Genomic DNA, 23,951 nt, shown 5'->3' with positions numbered 1-23,951 from the left:
CTCGTTGGGGGCGTGCGGCAGCTTCACCGAATCGACCACCTTGGCGGTGTCCAGGTGGACCTGGTGCACCGCGGCGCAATGGGTTGCGTGTCGAGGGGCCGAGCCCTCGAAACAGCCTCAGCTACGAGGCGTCAGCGCTCGCGCAGGACATCCGCGCAGCCGACGTGCAACTCGTCGAGCTCCTGCCCCTGGCTGATGGCGCGTTCCAGCAGCCGCTCCAGGGCTTCGGTGGACAGCCGCGGGTCAGCCAGGCCGAGCAGCGCTCGCCAACCCAGTCGCTTGGCCATCACCGCGGCGGTGAGCGCCTCCAGCTCCAGCAGATCCGACAGCGGCGAACGATCCTTGAAGCGCTGGTTGGGTTTGAGCTGTCCGGCCACCTCGGCGACCCGGGCCCCGCTGTCCTTGACCAGGGACGGGCTGGCGCCCACCTGGTTCATCAACTCCTCGAGAAGCTTCTTGTCCTCCTCGATGTCTTCGGCCAGTCGCGCCACGGCCGTCCGAACCTCCGCACGGCTGTGGTTCTCGGCGACGCGACGGAACAGCGCCACCCCCGAGACGGCTCCGGCGTGGTGATCCTGCAGGTAGGTGTGCAACAGCTCGGTCATCAGAGTCTCCAATCGGTGGGTGGGGAGCTGGTCAGTCACGTTGCAGGGCCAGACGAGCGCTGAACCCCAACAGGGCGATACCCGAAGCGGCGTCGATGATTCGGCGGGTGAGGGGGCGAAGCAGCCGTTCGCGCACGGCACCGGCGAGCACGACGATGCCCAACAGCCAGCACGTCCCGGCCAGCGGCAGCACCGAGGCGTGCACCAGCCAGGACCAGACGGGGGCGTGCACTCCAACGAATTGGGGAAGCAGGGAGAGGTAGAACACGAACATCTTGGGGTTGGTGATGTTGCAGAGGAATCCGTTGCGGAAACCCTGGCCACGCGAGCCGTGCGCACCGGTGTCGAGGTCGGCGTACCGTCCGCGCCAGGCGGAACGCAGGGATTGCACGGCCAGGAAGGCGAGATAGAGGATGCCCAACCACTTCAAGGTGGTGAAGATGGGTTGGGATTGCACGATCAGGCTGCCGAGGCCCACCGAGACCAGCGCACCCTGGATCATCGACGCAGTGCCGACACCGAGCGCGCTGCCGGTGCCGGCGGCACGCCCGCCGGCGACTGTGCTGCGCAGCGTGACGACGAAGTCCGCACCCGGTGTCACGATGACCGCCAGCACCACGATCAGAAACTCCCAGCTCATCGGTTCTCCCTCCGGCGGGTGTTCTGCCACCCTACGGGGTGGCTGGCGGCCCCCGGCCGCCGGGCCGCGTACCGCTTTGTCGACCTGGAAGTAGTCTGGCGATGCCCCAGTGTCCATCGAAAGGAACGACGATGACCGAATCGCAGAATCCCGAGGAGCAGGCCGCGGCCACCGAGGCGGCCCAGAACGTAGTCGACGAGGTGACCTCCTACGAATACTCGGGCGAGAAGGATCGCATCTCCGGACAGCTCGACCAGGGCCTGGACGAGGCCGGGGTGGACCTGCCTGAGTCGGAGAAGTCGCGACTGGTGGACGAGATCGATGACCGCAAGGACGAGGATCCCGACGGCGGCCCGGAGGTGGGTTCCGCGAACCCTGCTTGAGTTCCAGCGCTGTCCTGCTGGCGATTCCGGGAACCGCCCTCCACACTTGGACCCATGCCAGACAAGGGGAGCGCAGTCCAGGTCGGCGACCGTTCGATCAAGGTCACCAATCTGGACAAACTGATGTACCCCGCCACCGGCACCACCAAGGGTGACGTGATCGCCTATTACGCCGCGGTGGCCGAGTGGTTTGTCCCGCACGCGCGCCGGCGTCCGGCGACCCGCAAGCGGTGGGTCAACGGGGTGGGCACCGACGCGGAGCCCGGTCACGCGTTCTTCAACAAGAATCTCGATCCGCGGTCCACTCCGGAATGGGTGCACACCTACACGATCGAGCACAAGTCCGACGACAACACCTACCCGCTGATCGACGAGCCGGCGACCCTCGTCTGGCTGGCGCAACTGGCCTCGCTGGAGATCCACGTCCCGCAATGGCGCGTGGACGCCGACGGCGTCCGGCAGAACCCCGACCGGCTGGTGCTCGATCTCGATCCCGGGCCCGGCGCGGGGATGCCCGAGTGCGTGGAACTGGCCTTCCTGATCCGCGAGGTGCTGGATGGCATGGAGCTCACCTCGGTGCCGGTGACCAGCGGCAGCAAGGGTCTGCACCTGTACGCGAGGCTGGACGGGACGCTCACCTGTGAGCAGGTGTCGTCGCTGGCCCGGGAGATGGCGGTACAGCTGGAAAGGTTGCATCCGCAACTCGTGGTCAGCAACATGAAGAAGGATCTTCGCCACGGCAAGGTGCTGCTCGACTGGAGCCAGAACAACGGCAACAAGACGACGATCGCGCCCTATTCGCTGCGCGGACGCGCCCACCCCACCGTCGCCGTGCCGCGCACCTGGGACGAACTGGGAGCCAACCTGCCCAACCTGGAAATGGATCAGGTGATCGAACGACTGGCCGAGGTCGGCGACCCGCTGGCGGCGCTGAACGGCGAAGTGAGTGGCGCCGGTGTCGACCGGTTGGCCACCTATCGTTCGATGCGCGATGCGGGGCGTACGCCCGAGCCGGTGCCCGCCGAGGCGCCGGCCGCCGGACCCGGAAATTCCTTTGTGATCCAGGAACATCACGCCCGGCGGCTGCACTACGACTTCCGGCTGGAGCATGACGGCGTGCTGGTGTCCTGGGCGATTCCCAAAGGTCCGCCGACGAATCCGAACAAGAATCACCTGGCGGTGCAGACCGAGGACCACCCGCTGGAGTACGGCAGCTTCGAGGGGGAGATTCCCAAGGGGGAATACGGCGGCGGCAACGTGCGCATCTGGGACTCCGGAACCTTCGAGCTGGAGAAGTGGCGCGACGGCAAGGAGGTCATCGCGACGTTGACCGGACGTCCGGACGGAGGGCTCGGCGGCGTACCCCGAAAGTTCGCGTTGATCCACACCCGGCTGGGGGACGACGAGAAGAACTGGCTGATCCACCTGATGGAAACCCTGCCCAGCCAGGAGTCCCCGGCACACCCTGGGTCATCGGAGCTGCCCGTCATCGAACCGATGCTCGCCACCGCCGCCGAGACGGGGGAGCTTGCCCACGACGAGTGGGAGTTTGAGGTGAAGTGGGACGGCTACCGGGCGATCGCCACGGTGGCCGATGGCTCGGCGAGCTTCCGTAGCCGGCGAGGCCTCGACTTCACTCGCACCTATCCCGAACTGGCCGAGCTGGGGCAGCTGCTGGCGAATCATGCGGTCGTCCTCGACGGGGAGATCGTGGCGATCGATCCGCAGGGACGATCGAGCTTCGAGTTGTTGCAGACCCACGGATCCGGCGGGTCGAAGGCCCACTTCATGGCGTTCGACCTGTTGCACCTGGACGGCCGGTCGTTGGTGCGAGAGCCGTACACCGAACGCCGCCTGGCCCTGGAGGAGTTGCTGGGTGACGGCGGCCGGCAGGTGCACGTGCCGGCGACCTTCGGCAGTGATCCCGAACTGGCGCTCACCACCAGCCGCGAACTGGGACTTGAGGGGGTGATCGCCAAGCGCCCGACGAGCGTGTATCAGCCCGGTCGGCGAGCGAAGACCTGGCTGAAGATCAAGCATCGCAGGAATCAGGACGTGATCATCGTCGGTTGGACTCCCAGCGAAACGAGCCAGGCCCGCGGAATCGGGGCACTGCTGCTGGCGGTCAACGACGCCGAGGAACTCCGCTACGTCGGCAGGGTGGGCAGCGGCTTCACCGACCAGGCGCTGCGGGAGGCGCGGGAGGTGCTGTCGTCGATCGAGCGGGACGATGCGCCACTGGGAGGCGTACCGGCCCAGGATTCGCGGCGGGCGCACTGGGTCGAACCGCTGCTGGTCGGCGAGGTGGAATATGGGGAGTGGACCGACGTGGGACGGCTCCGCCATCCAGTCTGGCGCGGTTGGCGGCCGGACCGGTTCGCCGAAGAGGTGGTTCGTGAGGACGGCTGAGGCGGCTCGGCCAGCTCAGGTGCGATGGGCGACGATGTTGACCGCGGGCGCGGTGGCGTCCCGGGTGACCAGCTGGAGGTGGGCGCCCGTCTGCGACGAGGTCAGACGGGCGACCCAGCCGAGGTTGAACTCCTCGTCGTCCAGGCCGAGATGGTCGGCGTAGAACTCCTTGCTGGCTTCGAGATCCGGCACTTCAAGGTCGGCGATGATCTCGATCACGCGGACGCGGCTGTTGTCAGGTGTCATGGCCTGACGCCAGCCCACGGCGTCAGCTCTGGGGCAGTGCCGCGAAGGCCTTCTTGACGTCGTTGTACCATCCCAGGGATCGCTTGGGGTGGCGCCAACGCGACTTCATCTCGTCGCGTGCGGGCTGATGGGCGGTGTCGCTCGCCTTCTCGGCGTCCTTCAGGTGCTGATCCTGGGCCTTGATCACGTCGTCGGCGGTCTCACCTCGGTGCGCGAGGTCGCAGGGCCCGCCGAGCTCCTTGCAGGTCATTGTCTTCATCGGATTCTCCTCCAGTGGTTTGCCGTTGTCTGGGTGACGAGTGGTGGGGGAGAAGTGTGACCGGCGGTACGCCGTCAGCGGTGCGCCTGCAGATAGGCCTCCACGAGCTCGGGGGCCAGTCTTCCCCTGGCGGACACCTGGTGTCCGTTTTCCAGGGCCCAGGCACGCACGACGGCGGGCTTCGGCGGGAGCTGAGGCGCTGGTTCGGCTCCTGCGAGTTCGTTGAGGCGGTCGTCGGTGGGGGAGTCCAGGCCGAGTTCGTGGACGGCGGCGGCCAGGAAGCGGTAGGTCCACTCCTGTGCGAGTTGCCGCGTCTCGGCGAAGATGATCGGCACCGAAGGGAACCGGGCCTGACACTCGCCGAGCTGGTCGGCGACCACCGCTGGACGGACGTGTTGGAGGGCGAACACCTGGGAGTAGCGATCCTCGACCACAACGGCTGCCCGGGGGAGGTTCGCCAAGTCGGCGAGCAGGTAGCTCATCCTTCCCCTGGTGATCGTGGTGACCAGATCGACCAGCGATTTCCGTTCCACCGAAGCGATCACGCGGTCGTCCAGCTGCACCGCATAGTCGCCCGCGGGCAGAGCCTGCTTGCGCGTACCCGCCTGTTGGTGGGTGAACTTCCAGGCGTACCGCTCGTGCACGTCGACCAGGATCTCGAGCTCGGCGATGCCGGATGCCTTGGCTGTCGGCGTACGCACTTTGGGCCTGGCCTGCTTGGCGACGCGTGCGGTCTGCCAGAAGATCATCTCCCGGCCGCGCGCCATCGTGAGCACGAACTGCGACCGGTTCTCGCGTCCGCGATCAAGGACCAGGTCGATGGCGGCGCCGCGCTTGCTGCAGGAGCGGGTGGGGACCTGTTGGATGATGTCGGCGTCCTCGGGCCATTCGGCGCGATGGCAGTAGACCTTGGAGGTGCGCGGCCACAGCTCGCGGACCTTGAGCACGATGCCACGCTCGCCGAGGGGGATCCGCACCAGGTAGGGCAGCGACGTGCCCTCCTCCGGGTTGTGCGCGATCAGGAAGTCCGCTGGCATGTGTCCACGTTAGCGGGGTGCCAGAGTTTCACTGGTGCGCCGCGACGCGCCGACCCGCGCGGGCGGCGAATCGGTCAAGCGCGCCGAGCACAGCGGGCACCGTCCAGACCTTCTGGCCGTTCACCTTGGCGTTCTCCAGGGAGAGGAAACCGGCCTCGGCCAGACCGTCGACGGTGCGGTAGGCGGTGGGCGTACTGACACCTGCGAGGTCGGTCAGCATGCCTGCGGTGAACGCCGGCTCGCGGCAGCACAGATCGAGAACGGCGCGCAGGGGAGGGGTGACCCGCCGGCGGGCCGCCAGCACGTCTTCGGTGAACGCGGTGATCTCGTCGGCCAGCAGTCGCGCGTTGGCGATGGCCGCGTCAGCGGCGTTGGCGAAGGATTCGACGATCGGGCCGGGATCTCCTGCCCGGTAGGCGTTCAGGGCCGCGATGTAGTCGTCGACATCGTGCAAGAGCCCCGACGACAGCGGCACGGTCAGGTTGTTGGTCACGCCGCGGGCACGAAGCAGCGCCGAGACCAGCGCCCGCCCTGTCCGGCCGTTGCCGTCGGTGAACGGGTGGATGGTCTCGAACTGTGCGTGCGCGATGGCCGCGTGCACGGTGGGGTCCAAGTCTCGGCGGGCGAGGAAGCGGACGAGATCGTCGATCAGCACAGGCACGTCGGCGTGTGGGGGAGCAACGTACGCGGCCGTGACCGGTGACTCGCCCCCGATCCACACCCACTCGTCGCGCCACGTGCCGGCGTCGTCCTGGACCCCTTCGGTCAACGCGCCGTGCATGCGGAGAATGGCGGCGGCGTCCAGTGAGTCTGAGGCGTCCAGTGCGGCCCGCATGGCCGTGACGTTGCGCGCCACCAGCCCCGCATTCCCGCCGTCGCGTACGCCGATGCTTGCGAGGGTGAGGCGCTTGGCGCGGACGGTGAGGTTTTCGATCTGAGAGCTGGTTGCTGACTCGCCACGCAGCAGGATGGCCGCGAACGGCAGTGTCGCAAGCCCGGGTGACGACTGGTCGAAACGGATCATGCTGTTCGTGGCGTCGGCGGCCAGGGTGGCGAGGCTGGTGGGCAACGAGGGGGAGCGTCGGGCAATCTTCGGGAGCCGGGCGGCGCGGAACTCTCCGGTGTTGCGCTGCCGAGCGCGCCGAGAGGCCATCGGATCTCGGCTGACCCACTGCTCGGCAGTCCAACCGATCGTTGGCCAGGCGCACACGGTGCCTCCTAAATGAGAAGATCTGGAGATATTTTCTCATTAAGGATGCTAATTGGCAACCGATCTGGTCGTTCAGTGTTGAATTGCTGCGATTCCCGGCCGCGTCCAGTGGGCGTCCATCACCACGTATGGCCCGGGCTCATGACCCTCGAAGCCGTCCGGGATCACGTTGTGCATCAGCATCCGGAGCTCGTCGGCAGTCGCTTCGACCGAGATCCGCCAGAACCAGCCGTCGCACTCCATCTCGAGTGCGGCCGTGTTGTCGGCGAAGGTCCCGGTGAGCAGACGCAGACCGGGCTTCTGGTGCCACGAGTCCAGCCAGGCGGCGGTGATCGTCCCATCCGACTCGGGCGCGGCGAGCAGCAGGGTGCCGGACTGGGGGCCGTCATCGGGGTGCATCCAGGTGTAGCGCAACGACCAGCCCCAGCTGTCGGCCTCGGCCGCCGAGTGTGCCCGAGATTCCCCTGTGGACAAGGGATCGGTGGGCATCATCCGGAATCCGTTGCTGCCGTTCCAGTCGCCGACCTGGCTGGTGAAAGGGTTCATCGGTGGGACTCCTTGTTTGGCCACCCACTCGGCGACGCTCCGGACGTATTGCCCGTACTGGTCTCGGGCCAGTGGAATCGCCTTCGAAACGAGCGCGAGATCGACGTTCACATATTCATGAATGAGCACGTTGCGCATTCCTACGCTGGGCTTGAGTGATTCGGCCAGCTGCGCCGGGAACAGACCGAGCGAGGCCGCCTGATCGAACGAATCCCGATACTCCGAAGACACGCGGGATCCCAGGCTATTGGCGGCGTGCTGGTGGACGAGTCTCGGGGCGTCATCGTCGCAGCGCCTCGAGCTGCAGGTCGCGAAAGCGCTGAGTGTCGACGTACTGACCGAACGCCGCCATCTGTTGGAGGGCGAACTTCTGATCAGTGAGCTCGACGAGCACCTCACCACCACCCAGAGCGGCGTATCTGGCAACCGAACCGGCGCGGTCCAGCGGCATGATGTCGAGCAGATCGCCGTACGCTTCGCCGAGTGCGTTGACCACCGCAAGATCGTCCGGTTCGGCGCCATGCTGGAACGAGTAGGCCACGTCCACGTCCTGAGCTTGTTCGGCCGCTTCGCGCGCACTCCCGAACAGCACAAGCAGGTCGACACGATGAGCGGCACACAGGTCCGCGAGCCGACCGTTGTCGCGGTCGGCCCGTAAGCGACGTACGACGTCCGGGACCGAAGTCATGCGCCCATGGTAAAGCCAGCTGCTCACGGGCAGACTGAGGTCGTCCAGCGGCGCGAGACGCCCGATGGCCTTTCCGAGCTGTCGCGGGAGGTGATCGAGGGCGCCATGGGCGGCCAGGAGGCGTACGCCGTCGCGTCACTGGAGGGCATGCGCGAGACCCTCCAGCGGATCAAGGCCGCCGCCGAGGGTCACGCGCGCTCGGAATAGCTGACCCGACGGTGGGGTTGGTAGGGCATGGGAGAACAGCAGGTCAATCTGACCAAGATCCTCGCCGAGAACAAGTTGGGGGTGCTGGCGACCATCCGTCGCGACGGCCGCCCGCAGCTGTCCAACGTGATGTACGCCTATGACGCCGAACGGCGCCTGATCCTGGTCTCGGTGACCGCCGACCGGGCCAAGACCCGCAATGTCCTGCGCGATCCGCGGGCCGTGATCCAGGTGCAGGGAGGGAGCCCCTGGCAGTACGCCGTCGCCGACGGTGCGGTCACCCTGTCCCCGGTGACCGAGGAGCCCGGTGATGCCGCAGGGGAGGAGCTGGTGGAGCTCTATCGCACCCTGAGTGGTGAACACGAGGACTGGGACGCCTACCGCGCGGACATGATCGCCCAGCGACGGCAGGTGCTGCGCCTGAGTGTGGATCATCTGTATGGCATCGGCTGATTGTCCCTAGGCAGTTCGGCGTTCCGCTCACTCACGGTGCTCCCTTCGTGAACGACCTGAGTGCCGCGAGCGACCGCTCGCGACGCACGTCGGCCTTGGACGGGGCGGCTACGACCTTGCGCAATGAGAGGGGACATCCATTGTCCTGTCGCAGTTGAAGTATCCAACGCTTATGCTGATAGGAACGATGTAGTGAGACGTTCCACTGGACGATCATCTCATTGAAAATAGCCACTCCGAACTCACAGATGTGGGCGGGCGGCCATGGTCGGTGGCTGTGACCGCCAACTAGGCGGCCGCCCCACACACGGTTAGTCGTTCTGCACGTCGGCCAGCGGCTTGTACGCCATCTCCTTCAGGCGATGTGCCAGCAACTCGTAGTTCTCCACCCTGTCACGTGGGTTCAGCGACAACTGGAACTCCGATGCGATCTCCCGGCTAATCCTGCGGATCGACTCGGCTTCGTCACTGGCGTCAACCAGTTGGCGTTCCACCTCTTCCAACAGAATCGTGACCTGCGACTTCGTCGCCGTCGTGGGGTGGTCCTTTAGGAAGTTGGCGCGGAGCCGGTTGATGGTGCGGCTGATCCGTTCATGGGTCGTCTCGCTCATCGAGTTTCGTTGCATCTCGGCCAGTCGCGCAAACAGGACATGGAAGTTCCCAAGGATCCGGTCCTGAACCTCGGCAGTTGCCTGAGCAGTAGCCTCTACGACAGCCCGTGCGAAGGCCACCTTGTCCAGCGTCAGTGGCCGATCCAGCGACCCGCTGGCGTCAACAGCAGCTTGCTCGGCGGCAGCAAAGAGCTTTTGTCCCGTCGGCACACTGAACGGTTTGAGAGCGGTCAGAACTGTTGGTGCGTCGTCGCCGAGTGCCTCCTCGGCACACTTCCCGATCGCCACGAGAGCAACATCGGCTGGGATCAGGTCTTCCAAGTCCCGCACACCGTCCGTGTCGATGCTCAGTTGGTCAAGCGGAAGATCGCCAAGGTGTAGGACGTGACGGTCGGCAACCAATCGCTTCTTCCGGTATCCACGCTGGAGTTCTCGCTTGGCGTCTTCCCCAGCCTTGTCACCGTCGAGCAGCACGATGACGGCAGGCTTGTCGATGTCACGGCCCCGTGCGAGGTAGACCAAGTAGGGGATGTGGCTGGCGCCGCCAGCGGGCACGAGCGTCAAGGTGTTGAGGTCCAGAGTCTCTGCCTGCTTCCTCAGCCGAAGTGAGAGCGAGCTCATTCCAGCAAGAAGAACCTGGTCCGCCTGCCCCTCGACGAACAAGTTGCAGTTGCCGATGAACGTGGTCTCCGCTACGAATGCACCGAACGCCGAGCGCAGCGGCTCGTAGTGGTTCTGCGCGGCGTTGCGCACAACGCGGGTGCCCTCCTCCCCGTCACCCTTTTCTAGAACCCGAAGGCGCTCCCCGTGGTTCTTATCTATGAGGAATGGGGAGTGTGTGACGTAGAGAACCTGGAGTGGCCGTTGAGCTGGGTCCTCGGGGTAGGCGAACGAATCAAAGAGCCGGAGGAGATCTTGCTGACCCGCTGTCGATAGGAAAGCGTCCGGTTCGTCCATGAGCAATATCTCTTGCCCTTGAGCGGGCTTGTGAGCGAGAGCTTGGACGAAGTACGACAGAAAGTACTTCATTCCGCCACTTCGCTCGGAGAACGCGTACTTTCTGCCGGTGCGGTCGTGGACCGACAGGAGAAGGTCGAAGTCCCCGCGATCCAAACTCAGGCCAAACTCCCGGTCTTGGGACCACCACTTGCGAAAGTTGAGCGTGGCATCCAGCCGTTCGTTCATCTTGCCAAGCAGACCGTCCGCATACGCTGTCTCGTCCCGCGCGGCCTTCTGGAACGCCTTGAACGCAGATCGGTCGATTCCGCCGATCGTGACGAGCATGTCGTCTGCAAGCTCGTAAGACTTTAAGGTGCTCTCCTCTTCGTCCACTGACTCTTCGCCACTAAACGTCAGTGATTGAGCGGCTCCTGTGAACTTCTCCTTTGACGAGAACCAATCAGGGTTCTCCCGGAACTTGGAAAACAAGTCCAGCCACTTGCGTCGAGAGCGAGGCTTGCGTTTGGCGTCATTCGCGGCCAAGTAGTCAATCGGGATGCTCTCGGGCAGTGGAACAGTCGCGTCAATCTCGAACACGATGGGGAACGCGATCCGCTTGATCTCTGCGGGCTTGAGTTCCTTGGTAAGGATTTCGTCGCCATCGCGGACGTAAAGGACCGGGCCGCGGTTCAGCCGGAAGAACCAGAACGTGTCGATGACAGCGCCCTCTGCGGCCCCTGAGAGGGCTCGCACAGTCTCGCGGTCCTCGTCGGTCAAATCAGTGAACTCCGCACCGAACTCCGGGTGGAGCATCTGCCCGTCGACGGTGAGGAACTCGGAGTAACGGCAGAAGTCGGCCGTCTCGATACCCTCCCCAGTCAGCAGACGCTTGACTGCCCCAATCAGTTGGCTCTTTCCGGACTCATTGGCCCCAACGACGGTGGTGATTCCTGCTTCCATGTCGACTTGGACGAACGGGTAGAACAAGTCCGAGCCGGGGGCATTGTCCCAAGGTTCGCCCTCGTCGGTGTTTACTTTGAACTTGCGGAGGTAGTCGTAGTTGAACGACTTGTAAAACCTCACGTACATGGTCTTGATCAGCATCCGCGGTGCTCCTTCATTTGGCTGTTAGTCCATTGACCAGTCGTCGGCCGCGAAGCCGAGCGTGTTCAGGTTCTCGCGGATGGCTGCCCGCTGGTCTGGGGTGAGTTTGTCGAGGTCCTGGGATTCCACGTCGAGGGTGACCTTCACGGCGGCACCGTTGGTGGTGACGAAGTGGCTGATGATCTCTGCGTAGATTTGGCCCACGTCCCGGACAACCCGGTCGCTGGTGAGCGTCTTCGTCGCATGGAACCGCGTCGGCGTCAGCGGGGGAGTGGGCCCAACGCCACCGCCGCCACCAATCGTGGTGGTCCCTCCGCCGGGCGGAGTCCGGTCGCTGTCGTCCGGCGGTGTCGGGTCGGCACGTCCACCGGGCTTGTCCTTGTCGCGTTCGGCCTGGTCCTGTTCGATCTGCTCGGTTGCGACCTTCGGGTCTACCAGCAGTCCGCCCTGTCGTACGGCGGCGGGCCGGCTGGTGGTGAGGCCAACGAACCGACCGTCTTCGTAGGAGTCGGCGTACGCGAACCCGTCGTATTCGATGGTGAGGAGTTCGTCGAGGCGCCACACGCAGTCGATGACGACCTTGGGGGTCGTGACCTTCGGCATGTACACGTACTGGCTGAAATAGCCGGTAAGCGCGTCAAGGGCGACGTACGGCTTGTCCTTCCACAGGTTCAGCCGGTTGATCTGCATCCGCAGCAGCGACGGGGAGAACGTGCGGACGACGAACTCGCCACTGTCGGCCTTCTTCGTGACCCGTTCCGCGAGCGTCCCGTCCCCGTTCATCAGGATCGCTTCCAGCTCGACCTCAGTCGCGCCCGGTTCCTGGGTAGGCACCAAGATCCATCGGTACGCCTCACGGATCGCGTCCGCGACAGTCTGCTTCGACTGGGCCACGCGGGCCTCAGCGACCTTGATGTTGTGCTGGTCCAAGTTCAGCGAGTCACGGTTGTCGAGAATGGACGCCCACGCCATCCGCTGCCGGACAGCGTTGAGGAGCACATCCACACGGTCCACGTCCGGGGCCAGGAACACGAGACTGTTCTTGTGGATACGCGCGTTCGTGCCCCGCTTGTTCAGGAACGCCAACGCTTCGCTCTCCGCTGTGGACTTCGCCCGCTTGGAGAACGCCCTGTCCGGGCCGAACACAACCAGCCCGATACCCGGATCGTCTTCCACGTCACCGCTCGTCGGCGGGAACCTGTGAACCCGCTCGAACAGCCCCTTGTCCGATTCCTGACGGACGATCCCCGCGAGCTCGTCGAACACCTGCTCGTCGTGGTACGAGTCCGCGCGTTCCTGCACGATCTGCGCGACCGTCTGCTGCAGCGACAGCCAGTAGCGGTCTTGGTCGCGGTTCATGTACTTGCCCATGTCCCCAAGCCGGCGCAACCCATCGGTCACGTGCGCAGGGTTGTCACCTGGATACGTCGAACCAAGCACTACACGCTTCTGCTCGATCCCGCGCACGGGCGCGTTGCTCCCGTCCCGCTGCCGCAGGTTCGCCATCGGCGCTGAACCGATGAACACACACCGGGCGGCACGCTTCGTCGCCATGGACTTGCCGAGAATCTTGATGTCGCTGTCGATGAGGTTCGCCGTCGATGTTTCACCGGCAATGTCAGCGTCCACGATGGGCTTCCACGCATCGTCCAGATGGTTGGTGAGCTCGTCGATCACTTTCGCGTTGTCCAACGGGACCATCGCGGGAAGGATCATCGGGGACTTGTCCCCACTGCTCCACAAAGCGGAGACAACCGTTGCCATGAGGCGCAGTACGCCACGGGTCCGCTGGAACCGCTCCAACGTCGACCAGTCCTTGTAGAGACGGTCGAACAGTTCCGGGTGGATCGGGTACGCGGTCTTCATCACCGACCTGTAACCCGGTTGCATGACCTCGCTGGGCACGTCGGACGCGTGCCGCAGGTAGTGGTCCATGAACTTCTGGACGACCAGGTCACGCGCGGCGTCCTGCTCCCGTTCGAACGGCCTGAAGATCCGGCGCCGCACAATCTCGAACGATTCTTCGATGGTGGCTGGCTGCCAAGCGGACTCCACCCGGTGGATGACCGAACGAAGGTGCCGCAACGCCTCCAAACCGGCGGTGCCGCCGATCTCGTGCTCGTTCTCGACAGGCGACTCTGCGGCGGGCATGTCCCGCACCACATCGGACGCAGGCAAGGACACAACCAACAGCGCGGTCGGGACGGCCTTGACTGCTTCGGTGAGTGACTGCACGAACGTCATGTGCGCGTCGAACGTGCCCCCCGCCTGGCGGTCTTCGAGCGACCACAACTGGCGCAGGTACGCAACCCACTCGTCAATGAGGATCACGCACGGCCCATACGCCGCCAGCAAACTCGCCAGATCGGTCGTGGTCGGCGGCACCGACTTCTCGTCGTAGCGGGCGAGCATTGCGTAGCCCTCAGCGCCGCCCAACTGGTACGCGAGTTCGCCCCACATGGTGTTGACGGTCGTACCGTCCGCCTTCTGTGAACCGAGCACCGAAATGTCGTTCCCGACCAGCACCGCGCGGCTCACCCCGACGGGGAGCTCCGCCACGCCGAGTCCGTCGAGAACGTCCCGCATCCCCGGCAGATCATCCGCGGACACCCCAGACGCCGCGTGGTACACCGCGAGCAGCGAGTGGGTCTTGCCGCCACCGAAGGTCGTCATCAGATCCAGCACAGGTTCCCCGCCTGTGCCGGTCATGCGCTTCACGGCCTGCTCCAACAGGTAACGCAAACCACGAGTCAGGTACGTGCGGCCGAAGAACTCGGCCGGGTCGCCATACTCCGGGGAGGCGATTCCCTGATGGACCTGCCGTAGGTCAGCGGCAAACTGCGCCAGTTCGAACGTGCCCCGCGCAACGTCATCGTGCGGCTCTACAACGTCCCGCCACGCAGGCAGGCCAGCCGAGTCCACCTGCACCGACAGCGCCTTTTCACGGGCACGCTGCAGGCGCTTCTGGTCCTCCTCGAACACGATCCGGCGATACTCCCGCCGCATCTCATCCGCCTTGTCCGCCTGAGCAGTCGCACCAATCGACCGGAGCAGGTGCTCCCCGTCCATGAGGACCCGCTCAGTCCGCTCCGAACTGATCCGCTCCCCGTGAGCCCACTCCTTCCGCGCATCCCACAACGCTGACGCGGCACGCTTGTCCTCAAACGACAGGTGATCCCTGAAGACCGCATGCCACTGCTTGTCGAACACCCAGAACAGGTACGCCGGGTCAGTCACGTTCGCAGTGGCGTCCCGCCCAGTCAGGCCAGCGGTGCGGCCCACCTCGGTCGCCCAGTCGCTCCCGTACTTCGCGTGCAGCAGTTTGACCATCCACGGGCCAAGCCCATCAGCCACGAGGTCGAGCACACGCCCGACACGTTCTTTGTTCGTCAGCCCAGCCACGATCAGAACAGCCCTTCCATCGTTGCGGCACTATCGCCGCTCAACCTCACAAGTTCAGCCCACGAGTTGATCAGCGCGTTGTACCGCTCCTGATCCGCAGTCCGGCCCTTCTTCGCCGCAATGTCATGCAGCCGGTACGTCAACGCCATCGCAGGATCCTGCAACGAACCCAAACGGGCCATGAGCTTCGACGCCTCCAACTCACCGCCCCCGTCGATCAGACGGTCAGCAAGATGATGCACCGCCTCCCACGCCGTGGGAACGGAGTCCGATGCGGGGATCCAGTCGCGGTCTAGAGCCTCTGGCCCGATCAACTGCACGCGGTTTGCCTGGCTCCGAACCAGTCCTGCCCGAACCACATCGTCGACGCTTATGCCCAACGGGCGTGCGGCCTTGTCCGCTTCGCCAAAGATCGCGGCGTCCCACCCATGCTGCTCCCACCAGCGGACAGCGAAACGGGACTCTGAATCGAGGTCACCCTCTTGTTCCTCCAACACCTCACCCAATGCGCTGTTGATCAGCCGGAGTGCTTGCTCCACAGGAACTTGGTTGCCCTCCTGATCTAGCACACTGCGATAGCGCGAGTAGATCCGCATCCCTGGCCCCATGGCGGATTGAGCCAAGTCCACGGGCAGGATGGATGCTGCTTGGAGGTCGCGAACTGCGGGTCCGAGTTCTCGGCGGAGTGCTCGGTTGAACTCGGTCAACGACGTACTACTACTGGTGGACGGGCGCGGGCGACAAACCATCACGATGTAGGACGCCACTGCATTAGAGCCAACCCCCCGCATCCGAGTTGTACCCGTGCCGTGGATCGGCCAAGTTCCAGTGATCTCCAGGTTCGCATTGAGTATGGCGGTCAAGATGGATGCCCACCGGGTCTCCTCGCCCGCCCCGCTCTTTTGCTCCTTCGACGCGTATACCACGAGCATCGGGAGTCCTTCACGCGTCGACTTCTGGAGATTGTCAAAGACTTCCGTGAACCCGTCGACGAAGTACGTGCGCGCGGCGTCCATAGAGCCGTCGTGCCGGGATGGCGAAGCGATAAGTTCTCCGCCTTTAGGGGCCGCAATGGTGGCATACAGATCGGGGTGTACTTCGCGGAGGGCATGCCTGTGCCAGACGTAGAAGTAGTCGGACAGATCGGCATAGCCGATGGCCTCGAAGTAGGGCGGGTCGGTGGCGATGAGAGCCCCAGTCGGTGACGCCTCGGTCCTGGCATCTCCGCGCTTCACGGTTCCCTTGCCGTTGCTCACGACATAACGCAAGGCCGGGGCCAGCAGGGAGACGCACTGTTGCCAACTCCCAGCACCCGAACCGAACGGGTACGCCTCAGCGAAATCCCAAGTCATTGGGAGGGTAGGCATTCCAAATACGCCCACCGCCTTCCCGCCACCCGAACGAGGGTCGATCGACCAACGGTTCGCGCTGGATCCGAACAGGGCCATCTTGCCTAGTGCCAATGCCAGAAGAGTGGCAATCGCCTCAGCCCAGTCTGGGCTGCCTCCGTCAGCGAGGACATCTGCACGGACCTTGTGGGTCTCATCAGCGAACGCGGTCAGAGCGGCTGCCTGACGATTGGCGAACAATCCCCGCCAGGTGTCTATCCCGTAGTGCCCGACGCGGACGCCCTGCCCCCCAGTGTTGATTGGGAGATCCAGCAATGAGTCGTCGACCGGAACTCGTGCCGCGGCTTCACGTTCGTCGCTTGATGGCTTGCGAAAGACGCGGGTCTTGCCCGCCTCAGCGATGACGCAGATCATCTCCTGCCCCAGTTGTCCTGATTTCCCCATCGCCCGGAGATAGGGGGCGTCGAGAGTTGAACCGCAGCCGAGACAGGAGAACGTGCCATCTGCGATTTTGGGGGAATCCGGGGCCGCACCGGCATTCATTGCTTGGCGGATCTCGTAAGTAACCCTCCCGCCTTCGACACGTGGTTCGATCCACGCCATCTTTCCGCGCTTCTTGGCAAGCCACCATGACGTGCACAGAGGCGTGACTAACCCACAAGCGGGGTTGGGACATGGGGCAGTCCTCACCCAGAAGTAGGCCGTCGGAGTCTCTTCAGCAGGCGATGGATAACGGTCCGCTAGGACCGCCCAGGCCTGCTCGTAGACCTTGGAAGCGTAGTGCTCAACGTCTCCTAGGAGTCCGTTGAATCCCTCGAACGAGTGCATCGGTGGTATCAGTGCCTGCGCGGATCCCTTGCCCTGTCGTCGACCAAGCTGGCTCGCATCAGAGCCGGGGTGTAGCGGCGCTCGCCCTGCCAAGGGAGGCAGGATCTCGGTCAACGTCCGACTGATCAAGGCCGGCACGGGGTTGAGATCCGTTCCGTAGGAAGCGAGTCCTAGCCGCTGGGCTTCCACCAACGTAGAGCCGCCTCCGCAGAAGGGATCCCAGACAACGGGCGGCCCATCAGGGAACTGACGCCCGATCACCTTGCGAGCCTCGTGCACAGTGTCTTGGTCGGGTAGGTCCGCCCCGTTCGCCACAAGGCGCTTGATGAGGTCGAGCAAGTAGACCCGCTGGTTGTCCTCCTCCGGGTCGTCCACGAGTGCCGCGAATAGGAGCGCCCGCCAAGCAGGGAGAGGCATCGGCGCGAACCACTTGTGCAGGTTGCGGATGGTCCCGGTCTTGCGATCCTTGTCGGCCTTGCAGGCGGCGTTGATTTCGTCCAAGGGGAGCGCGACTTCGATGAGCTTCTTGGGGGGCGCGGTTTCGGTCATTCTTGGCTCATCTCTGTGGCGTCGTTCCAGAACGGTTCCCAGTCGTACTCGACGCGGGCTGCTCGTGGGTCGATGGGTTGGGTGATCGGGTGGCGGAGGTAGCGGACGGTCGTGCTGTCGTCGTCTCCGACGCGGACGAGGGCGAGGACTGATCTGTCTCCCTTGTTGAGAGCGGTGACGGCTTCCTGGCGAGTCAACACGAACGTGGAGCCACCCATGACCCGTCCCTTCACCTCGATGAAGTCGAGTCCTGCGGGCGTGTCGGACTCGATGTCGTAGCCGGGGTTGTTGTGGTGCATCTCGGTCGGCTGGTGGCGTAGCGCGTGTTCGACTCGGAGGACAGCGTCGACGGCGAGCCGTTCGATGCGGGTGGTCTCCTTGGCGCGGTGTTCGGCGCCTTCGGGGTCGGTTTGTGCGTCCAGCCAGCCGTGGGTGAGGACGAGGCAGGCGCCGGTGACGCGCGGTGGGCGGACAGAGATGTCGCGTTCCTTGTCCAGGTCAGCGAGGCGTCGGTCGAGGCGTCTGGCGAGGGCTTCGGCGCGTTCACGCATCTGGGAGGCGGGGAGGCGGGTCTTCTTGCCTGCACGTTCCCGTTCTGCGAGCTCGAACGCTCGCTGGTCCCAGTAGTTGATTTCGCGGGTGAGTCGGTCGCGGACGAGCCGTTCGGTCTTGTCCACCTGTGCGATTGCGCGGGCGGTGACGGTTTCGGCGTGCGCTCGAACGAGTGTCACGGATGCTTCGCGGATCACGCGGGTGTTCAGGTCGTCAGCGTTCGCCCACGGTTCCCGCAGCACGTCTGCTGCGGCGGCTCGTTCGTCGTTGCTGGCTGGGTCGAAGTTCGGGATGGGGGTCCCGTCGAGCGGGCTGATGGTGCCGTCTGGGTCGATGCGGACGTACTGGGCGCGGCGGGACAGCACCCACGGTTGCCCGTCCCGGCCGGTGCGCCCGTCGGTCACGTCATGTTCAAGCAGGCACACGACGTACGGCTGGGTGTTCACGTCAGCGCGGTCGACGAGGATTGCGCCGCGGCGGAGCGCGTCATGGTGCCGATCGGTGATCACGCTCATGGTGGCTGCCATGAGCGGGTGACCGGGGTGCAGGAGGGTGGCGACGTGGTTGTTGCCGGGCACTTTCACGAACTTCGGGTCGAAGGCGACTCGGTGGTAGGCGTTCACGACCGGCTGGCCGTACCCGGTGATACGGTCCCTCTCCTTGATGACGGCGGGGACGCTGCGAATCTCGAAACGGTGGCTCTCACGCATCCGCAGGGAACCGGCCACGTCCGTGAAGGCGCGATGGAAGAACGCCTCCACATGGTGCGGTTGGAGCCGTGCGGCTTCGGCGCGTTCCATGTCGCGGCGGATCTCGTCCACTTCGCCCTGGTCGAGCTTGGACGGGACGAGTTGGTTCGCTGCCAGGAGTTCGGGGATGCCTTCGGCGATCTTCGGGTCGACCACCTCGATGAGGTAACGCTCCCGTTCGGGCTTGTTCGCTTCCTTGATCGCGGCGATCATCAGGTCCCGCAGGGCGTTGCCTTGGAACAGTTGACCGAGCACGTCGTAGACGCGTCCACCGAGTGCGGCTCGCTGTTCCTCCAACTTCTCCAGCAGGCGCCCGTAAACGTCACCTTCGCGGGTGTCCTGGGCGACGAGTGACCACATGAAGCACGTGTTCGGTTGTCCGATTCGGTGGATGCGTCCGAAGCGTTGTTCGATCCGGTTCGGGTTCCACGGCAGGTCGTAGTTGATGAGCAGGTGCGCGTTGCGGTGCAGGTTCACGCCCTCACCGGCGGCGTCAGTGGCGATGAGGAACACGCACTTCTCGTCCTGCTCGAATGTTTCCTTCGCCTTCTTCCGATCCTCACGGCGGGTGCCGCCGTGGATGGTGACGACAGCGTCGTCCCGGCCAAGGTGCTGGGTCAGGCGGGCTACAAGGTCGTCGAGGGTGTCCTTGTGCTCGGTGAAGATGATGACCTTCCGCCGTGCCCCGGTGTCGTCACGCATCTCGTCGGCGTCATCGAGGGTGTCACGCAGCGCGTCCCACTTCGCATAGGAAGGGGATGCCTTGATGGCGGTGGACCGGACGATGAGCCGGTCAAGGACCGCGATCTCAGTTTCCAGTTCCTCTGGGGTGCGGGCGTTCGTGGCCCCGGCGATCGCGCGGTCTTCGAGGGCTTCGCGTTCCTCGTCTGTCAGGTCCTCCAGGTCGTCCCAGTCGGGCACGTCCATGTCGTCACCGATAGCGGTTGAGCGCAGCCGTGCTTCCCGCAGCTCGGACTGGAGACGGTTCCGGCGCCGCTCCAGCGAACGGTGGATTGCTGCCGGGGACGATGCGAGCCGGCGCTGCAGTGTGGTGAGCGCAAACCCGACAGCGTTGCGACGCCGCCCGTCCGCGTTCGATTCGTCAACGCGGTTCATCTCCTCACGCACATAATCGGTGACAGCCGTGTATAGCCGCTTTTCCGGGGGGCTGAGTTCGTACTGGACTGTGAACGCGAACCGTTCAGGGAACAGGCGGGTGCCCTCGAACGTGTAGAGCTCTTCCTTCACGAGCCTGCGCATCAGGTCGGACACGTCAACCTTGCGGGTGCCTTCACGAGCGACTCCTTCGAAACGGTCGGAGTCGAGCAGCGCCATGAACAACTGGAACTGGTCCTCTTTGCCGCTGTGGGGGGTAGCGGTCATCATCAGCAGGTTGCGGGTGTGCTTACCCAGTTCCTCAGCCATCTGATACCGCTTGGTCTTCTTCACCTCGCCGCCCCACACGGACGCGCTCATCTTGTGCGCCTCATCGAAGATGATCAGGTCCCAGTCCACCTGGCACGCCTTGTCGAGGATGCCTTCGCTGTTGCGGGCGAGCACGTCCAAACGGGCGAGCCACAAACCGCCCCGTGAGAACGGGTTGCCCTCGTGGATCACCTTGTCGCGGGTCAGGACCTCGAACTCCAAACCGAACTTGGTCCGCATTTCCTCGTCCCACTGGTCAGCGAGAACACCGGGGGAGACGACCATGACGTTCGCCGCGTCACCACGCAACAGCAACTCTTTGACGAGCAGGCCCGCCATGACGGTCTTACCCGCACCGGGGTCGTCAGCGAGGACGTACCGGAGCGGCTGCTTCTCCAGCATGGTCGCGTACACGGCGCGGAGCTGGTGGGGGAGGGGTTGCACGTCGCTGGTGCCCAGCGCAGCGAGCGGGTCGAACAGGTGCGCGAGGCTCATCCGGCGGGCTTCAGCGGCGAGCAGGAACGCGGTCGGGTCAGCGTCGAAACTGAACGCCAGACCGGGGTTCACGGCCTTCACGTGGGTCATCGCGTCCGCGAACACGATCTTCTCTACGATCCCGGACTCGGTGCGGTAGGCAACGTTCGCGGAGTCGTCGGTGAGCCGATCCACGGCGATGAGCTTCACGGGCTGCGGCCCGGCGAGCCCTGTGACGGTCGCGCCCACTTTGAGCACGTCGTACATGGAGGTTTCCGGCGCGTCGGTGGGGGAGGGGTTCACACTCGCGTCCGCTTCGACGCGGGCGGTTCTTTCAGCCCAAACACAACGCTGGTTCCTCTCCGGGCGCGGTGCGTCCGCGCCGTCAATCTGGTGATACCGGTGAGTCTATGAACTCCCACTGACAGAATCGGCTGGGGCACGCGGACAACCGGAAACCGACCCTGGTATGTGGATCGTTTCGGGTGGGTCGGCGAGTCGGCTGGTCCGGCGGAGTGACAACGAGTGGACTGGGCCCATGCCCGTCCCCTCGCCGCGGTGGCTGCTCTACCGCCTGGTCGATCCGACCAGCCCAGCGGAGGACGCTGTGCTGCATGTGGGGGTCCACCCCGAGCTGACGGGCCGGCGTACGGGGTTGGTGGACTTCGCGTGGTTGGCGTCGGGGGAGGACCTTCGCGCGTCAGCCCCCGCCGTGTACGCGCGAGTCGATGCATTGTTCAACCAGGGCATGCCACCACGCGTGGAGGTGGTGTCGGACCACTGCACATGGGGTGAGGCTCCCGCAGAACTCGCGGAACGCCTCCAAGACGAGGTTGTCGGTGCAGACGGGGTTGAGCCTTCGTTTCAGGGGAAGCGCGGATTTGTCTACTCGGGAGACACACTTGACCGGATCGTGTTCGCCCGCCCAGGTGCTCTACCGGATGCGATGGACACGGTCACGGTGGCGTTGCACGACTACGGCGATTTCGACTCACCAGAAGAACTGCTGCAAACGGAGCCGGCGGAGTTGTTCGAGCGGCTCAAACCTCAGTTCGGACGGGACTTGGTGGCGTCCCTGCGAACACGTAGTGACGACTTCCCCTCCTTGTTGGCGGCGGTGGCCGGGGCTGGATTCGCGCGCGGGATGATCCCTCCGGGGTTCGTTCTCGGTGTGTGGCAGGTCCGCGGCACCGCCCAGAACACCGACTTTGAGGCGATCGAAACAGAGCTCGTGAAGGCGGTGCGGCCAGGGTTGATCGGCACCGTGCTGAGGCACGGTACGCGCGTGTTGTGGCACAAGCCGCCAACTACGCCGGATCGGGAGCAGGCAGGGTCGGTCTAACGCGGGAGGTGGCGCAGTAGGTTCCACCTGTCTGGCCCGGTCGCGGTCGCGTTGAGGGCGTGGGCGCGGAGCGCGAACATGATGGTTTGCAGGCGCGTCGACGCCCGCCACGGCTCGTTCATGTCCTCGTCCGGTACGACCCTTCGGGACTCCCGATCCAACGCGGCACGCACGTGTGAGGGCTCTGTGGCAGGGTCTACGGCGGTGGCGAGGAGAGATGGGCGAACGGCGATGCGAGCGAATGCGACCTGTTCGGGATAGATGACAGCGTCCAGCGGCAAACCCGACTGGTCTTGGCGGTTCTGAATCGTGGCGGGGGAGAGGGCAACGCGGGCGCACTCCGCACCGATGCGCATTGCGGGCGAGTCGAACAGCACGAACTTGGAGGCGAGCCGTGCCCGGAAGTGGACTTCCGCCGACAACAAGGCCGGAAGTCTATGGACGGCGGGTTGGTCAGTGATGCCGAGCCACCGTTTGTGGCGTACGCACACCAAACCAACGTGTGGGGCGCGTCCGCGCACGTCCAACCCCGCTGTGCAGACGCGGCAGAAGAACCTGTCCGTCACCCAATCACCGCCGATGGTGTCGGGCATGACGAACGCGTCGTCCCGTAGCCCGCCGAGCTCACGCCACGCTTGGAGTCGGGTCGGGTGACGCGGCGACAGTGACCGAACGATGTCCATGTCCCAGAGCGCCTTCTCGATCCACCGGGCGTCGGTTCCATTGCGTGCGGCGGCACGGCGGGAGTACGTTTCCACGCCCTCCCCGCCGAACAAGCGGGTGGGCACGGGAAGGGGCCGGGTCTGCTGCACGAGTAGGTGACACCTGATCTGGCTTGCCCCGTGTTCCGGGGTGGGTCTGGAAGGATGCCATCGTGCCCAAGCCCTACCCTGACGAGTTCCGAGACGACGTTGTTCGCGTCGCTCGGAACCGTGAATCCGGAGTGACGATCGAACAGGTCGCCAAAGGCTTCGGTGTCCACCCGATGACCCTGCAGAAATGGCTGAAACGAGCCGACGTCGAGGACGGCACCAAGCTGGGCCAGACCCGCGCCGAGGGCGCGGAGTTGCGGGAGGCCCGCAAACGGATCCGGTTGCTGGAACAGGAGAACGAGGTCCTGCGCCGCGCAGCGGCGTATCTTTCCCAGGCGAACCTGTCGGGAAAAGGTACTACCCGCTCGTGAGAGAGCTCGCCGCTGACGGTGTCCCCGTCACGGTGACGTGCCGGGTCCTCAAGCTCGCCAGACAGCCCTACTACCGGTGGCTGAACGCACCCATCCCCCACAGCGAGGTTGTGGCTGCCTACCGCGCCAACGCGCTGTTCGACGCCCACAAAGATGATCCCGAGTTCGGGCACCGGCTGCTCGCCGACGAAGCCCGCGACGCCGGGGAGCCGATGGCTGACCGCACCGCATGGCGGCTGTGCCGGTCGAACCGGTGGTGGAGCAGGTTCGGCAAGAAGAAGGGCAAGCACCAACGTCCCGGACCCGCCGTCCACGACGACCTCGTCAACCGCGACTTCTCCGCCAACGCGGCCAACGAGCTCTGGCTGACCGACATCACCGAACACAAGACCGCCGAAGGAAAGCTCTACCTGTGTGCGATCAAGGACGTCTACTCCAACCGCATCGTCGGCTACTCCATCGACTCCAGGATGAAGTCCCGGATCGCGGTGAACGCGCTCGACAGTGCGGTGGCCCGCCGAGGTGACGTGGCCGGCTGCATCGTGCACAGCGACCGGGGGTCTCAATTTCGTTCCAGGAAATTCCTGCGTGCCTTGACCCGGCACGACCTGCTCGGATCCATGGGAAGGGTGGCCGCGGCCGGCGACTGTGAGAGTGTCGAGTACCTCCTGGCGGCCTGACTCTTGCTGACGACTGACCCCGAAGTCTGGGTGTCCTTGCTGTTGATCTGTCGTCCGTCAGGAGGCGCATCACCCTCGTGG

Annotated in this window: 19 protein-coding genes and 1 pseudogene; 7 read left to right on the top strand and 13 right to left on the bottom strand. The window is 64.8% G+C overall.

Annotated elements, in window-relative coordinates; genetic code table 11:
• Positions 1-131 precede the first annotated feature (131 nt).
• Both CGZ93_RS08025 and CGZ93_RS08020 read right to left on the bottom strand, forming a co-directional pair.
• Positions 132-605, bottom strand: a complete 474-nt coding sequence (locus tag CGZ93_RS08025) for a hypothetical protein (protein ID WP_212753191.1) — start codon at positions 603-605, stop codon at positions 132-134.
• Positions 606-636: 31 nt separating this feature from the next.
• A complete protein-coding gene (locus CGZ93_RS08020) occupies positions 637-1,245 on the bottom strand; it encodes a LysE family translocator (RefSeq protein ID WP_176451679.1) in 609 nt (202 codons plus the stop codon).
• 131 nt (positions 1,246-1,376) lie between these two features.
• Between CGZ93_RS08020 and CGZ93_RS08015 the strand changes: the two genes are divergently transcribed.
• A complete protein-coding gene (locus CGZ93_RS08015; protein WP_094363625.1) occupies positions 1,377-1,628 on the top strand; it encodes a hypothetical protein in 252 nt (83 codons plus the stop codon).
• A 54-nt stretch (positions 1,629-1,682) separates the two neighbouring features.
• Positions 1,683-4,037: an ATP-dependent DNA ligase gene (locus tag CGZ93_RS08010; RefSeq protein WP_094363624.1), complete on the top strand. Its 2,355-nt coding sequence runs from the start codon at positions 1,683-1,685 to the stop codon at positions 4,035-4,037.
• Between the two features lie 15 nt (positions 4,038-4,052).
• On the opposite strand, the gene CGZ93_RS08005 is transcribed toward CGZ93_RS08010, so the two are convergent.
• The 6 genes from CGZ93_RS08005 to CGZ93_RS18860 form a co-directional block, all read right to left on the bottom strand.
• Positions 4,053-4,256, bottom strand: a complete 204-nt coding sequence (locus CGZ93_RS08005; protein ID WP_141211135.1) for a VOC family protein — start codon at positions 4,254-4,256, stop codon at positions 4,053-4,055.
• A 49-nt stretch (positions 4,257-4,305) separates the two neighbouring features.
• Positions 4,306-4,542: a DUF1059 domain-containing protein gene (locus CGZ93_RS08000; RefSeq protein WP_094363622.1), complete on the bottom strand. Its 237-nt coding sequence runs from the start codon at positions 4,540-4,542 to the stop codon at positions 4,306-4,308.
• 74 nt (positions 4,543-4,616) lie between these two features.
• Complete coding sequence (locus CGZ93_RS07995) at positions 4,617-5,579, bottom strand: ERCC4 domain-containing protein (RefSeq protein ID WP_094363621.1); 963 nt, start codon at positions 5,577-5,579, stop codon at positions 4,617-4,619.
• A gap of 28 nt (positions 5,580-5,607) precedes the next feature.
• On the bottom strand, positions 5,608-6,732 hold the full coding sequence (locus tag CGZ93_RS07990) for a Fic family protein (RefSeq protein ID WP_094363937.1): 1,125 nt from the start codon (positions 6,730-6,732) through the stop codon (positions 5,608-5,610).
• A 129-nt stretch (positions 6,733-6,861) separates the two neighbouring features.
• Complete coding sequence (locus tag CGZ93_RS07985) at positions 6,862-7,734, bottom strand: DUF86 domain-containing protein (protein WP_267489728.1); 873 nt, start codon at positions 7,732-7,734, stop codon at positions 6,862-6,864.
• Entirely contained in the window at positions 7,616-8,023 is a 408-nt protein-coding gene (locus tag CGZ93_RS18860) for a ferredoxin reductase domain-containing protein (RefSeq protein ID WP_171195784.1), read from the bottom strand. Before CGZ93_RS18860 ends, CGZ93_RS07985 begins: the two co-directional genes overlap by 119 nt.
• Positions 8,024-8,029: 6 nt before the next feature.
• On the opposite strand from CGZ93_RS18860, the gene CGZ93_RS07980 reads away from it, so the two are divergent.
• Together CGZ93_RS07980 and CGZ93_RS07975 are read left to right on the top strand one after the other, a co-directional pair.
• Complete coding sequence (locus CGZ93_RS07980; RefSeq protein ID WP_094363619.1) at positions 8,030-8,230, top strand: hypothetical protein; 201 nt, start codon at positions 8,030-8,032, stop codon at positions 8,228-8,230.
• A gap of 27 nt (positions 8,231-8,257) precedes the next feature.
• On the top strand, positions 8,258-8,683 hold the full coding sequence (locus CGZ93_RS07975) for a PPOX class F420-dependent oxidoreductase (RefSeq protein ID WP_094363618.1): 426 nt from the start codon (positions 8,258-8,260) through the stop codon (positions 8,681-8,683).
• A 311-nt stretch (positions 8,684-8,994) separates the two neighbouring features.
• Here CGZ93_RS07975 and CGZ93_RS07970 read toward each other — a convergent pair whose 3' ends face one another.
• From CGZ93_RS07970 to CGZ93_RS07955, 4 genes are read right to left on the bottom strand one after another with little or no spacing between them, the layout of a single operon-like run.
• Positions 8,995-11,337, bottom strand: a complete 2,343-nt coding sequence (locus CGZ93_RS07970) for an AAA family ATPase (protein ID WP_094363617.1) — start codon at positions 11,335-11,337, stop codon at positions 8,995-8,997.
• A gap of 24 nt (positions 11,338-11,361) precedes the next feature.
• Positions 11,362-14,739, bottom strand: a complete 3,378-nt coding sequence (locus tag CGZ93_RS07965; protein WP_094363616.1) for a DUF499 domain-containing protein — start codon at positions 14,737-14,739, stop codon at positions 11,362-11,364.
• Between the two features lie 2 nt (positions 14,740-14,741).
• On the bottom strand, positions 14,742-17,465 hold the full coding sequence (locus tag CGZ93_RS07960; RefSeq protein ID WP_094363615.1) for a DUF1156 domain-containing protein: 2,724 nt from the start codon (positions 17,463-17,465) through the stop codon (positions 14,742-14,744).
• Positions 17,462-20,932: a helicase-related protein gene (locus CGZ93_RS07955; RefSeq protein ID WP_094363614.1), complete on the bottom strand. Its 3,471-nt coding sequence runs from the start codon at positions 20,930-20,932 to the stop codon at positions 17,462-17,464. Before CGZ93_RS07955 ends, CGZ93_RS07960 begins: the two co-directional genes overlap by 4 nt.
• Before the next feature lie 271 nt (positions 20,933-21,203).
• On the opposite strand from CGZ93_RS07955, the gene CGZ93_RS07950 reads away from it, so the two are divergent.
• Positions 21,204-22,007, top strand: coding sequence for a hypothetical protein (locus tag CGZ93_RS07950; protein WP_094363613.1), 804 nt, complete (start codon positions 21,204-21,206; stop codon positions 22,005-22,007).
• Here CGZ93_RS07950 and CGZ93_RS07945 read toward each other — a convergent pair.
• Entirely contained in the window at positions 22,004-22,819 is an 816-nt protein-coding gene (locus tag CGZ93_RS07945; RefSeq protein ID WP_094363612.1) for a hypothetical protein, read from the bottom strand. The two genes, CGZ93_RS07950 and CGZ93_RS07945, sit on opposite strands and share 4 nt — an antisense overlap.
• Before the next feature lie 62 nt (positions 22,820-22,881).
• Between CGZ93_RS07945 and CGZ93_RS19385 the strand changes: the two genes are divergently transcribed.
• On the top strand, positions 22,882-23,190 hold the full coding sequence (locus tag CGZ93_RS19385; RefSeq protein ID WP_229117296.1) for a transposase: 309 nt from the start codon (positions 22,882-22,884) through the stop codon (positions 23,188-23,190).
• A pseudogene (locus CGZ93_RS07935) lies at positions 23,187-23,864 on the top strand (IS3 family transposase); the annotation flags it as partial. The gene CGZ93_RS19385 and the pseudogene CGZ93_RS07935, both read left to right, overlap by 4 nt.
• Between the last annotated feature and the right edge of the window lie 87 nt (positions 23,865-23,951).

The organism is Enemella dayhoffiae (genome assembly GCF_002250625.1).
In the GTDB taxonomy this organism is placed as follows: Bacteria; Actinomycetota; Actinomycetes; order Propionibacteriales; family Propionibacteriaceae; genus Enemella; species Enemella dayhoffiae.
The sequence above is the reverse complement of the archived record's forward strand: the minus strand, read 5'-3'. Positions and strand labels throughout refer to the sequence as shown.

Bases quoted from the DNA above. Each gene is read 5' to 3' on its own strand.
- CGZ93_RS07990 (WP_094363937.1), bottom strand. From the start codon at position 6,732: ATGGCCTCTCGGCGCGCTCGGCAGCGCAACACCGGAGAGTTCCGCGCC.
- CGZ93_RS08015 (WP_094363625.1), top strand. From the start codon at position 1,377: ATGACCGAATCGCAGAATCCCGAGGAGCAGGCCGCGGCCACCGAGGCG.
- CGZ93_RS07995 (WP_094363621.1), bottom strand. From the start codon at position 5,579: ATGCCAGCGGACTTCCTGATCGCGCACAACCCGGAGGAGGGCACGTCG.
- CGZ93_RS08010 (WP_094363624.1), top strand. From the start codon at position 1,683: ATGCCAGACAAGGGGAGCGCAGTCCAGGTCGGCGACCGTTCGATCAAG.
- CGZ93_RS08025 (WP_212753191.1), bottom strand. From the start codon at position 605: ATGACCGAGCTGTTGCACACCTACCTGCAGGATCACCACGCCGGAGCC.
- CGZ93_RS07960 (WP_094363615.1), bottom strand. From the start codon at position 17,465: ATGACCGAAACCGCGCCCCCCAAGAAGCTCATCGAAGTCGCGCTCCCC.
- CGZ93_RS07975 (WP_094363618.1), top strand. From the start codon at position 8,258: ATGGGAGAACAGCAGGTCAATCTGACCAAGATCCTCGCCGAGAACAAG.
- CGZ93_RS18860 (WP_171195784.1), bottom strand. From the start codon at position 8,023: ATGACTTCGGTCCCGGACGTCGTACGTCGCTTACGGGCCGACCGCGAC.
- CGZ93_RS07970 (WP_094363617.1), bottom strand. From the start codon at position 11,337: ATGCTGATCAAGACCATGTACGTGAGGTTTTACAAGTCGTTCAACTAC.
- CGZ93_RS07950 (WP_094363613.1), top strand. From the start codon at position 21,204: ATGCCCGTCCCCTCGCCGCGGTGGCTGCTCTACCGCCTGGTCGATCCG.
- CGZ93_RS08000 (WP_094363622.1), bottom strand. From the start codon at position 4,542: ATGAAGACAATGACCTGCAAGGAGCTCGGCGGGCCCTGCGACCTCGCG.
- CGZ93_RS07980 (WP_094363619.1), top strand. From the start codon at position 8,030: ATGGTAAAGCCAGCTGCTCACGGGCAGACTGAGGTCGTCCAGCGGCGC.
- CGZ93_RS07955 (WP_094363614.1), bottom strand. From the start codon at position 20,932: ATGTACGACGTGCTCAAAGTGGGCGCGACCGTCACAGGGCTCGCCGGG.
- CGZ93_RS08020 (WP_176451679.1), bottom strand. From the start codon at position 1,245: ATGAGCTGGGAGTTTCTGATCGTGGTGCTGGCGGTCATCGTGACACCG.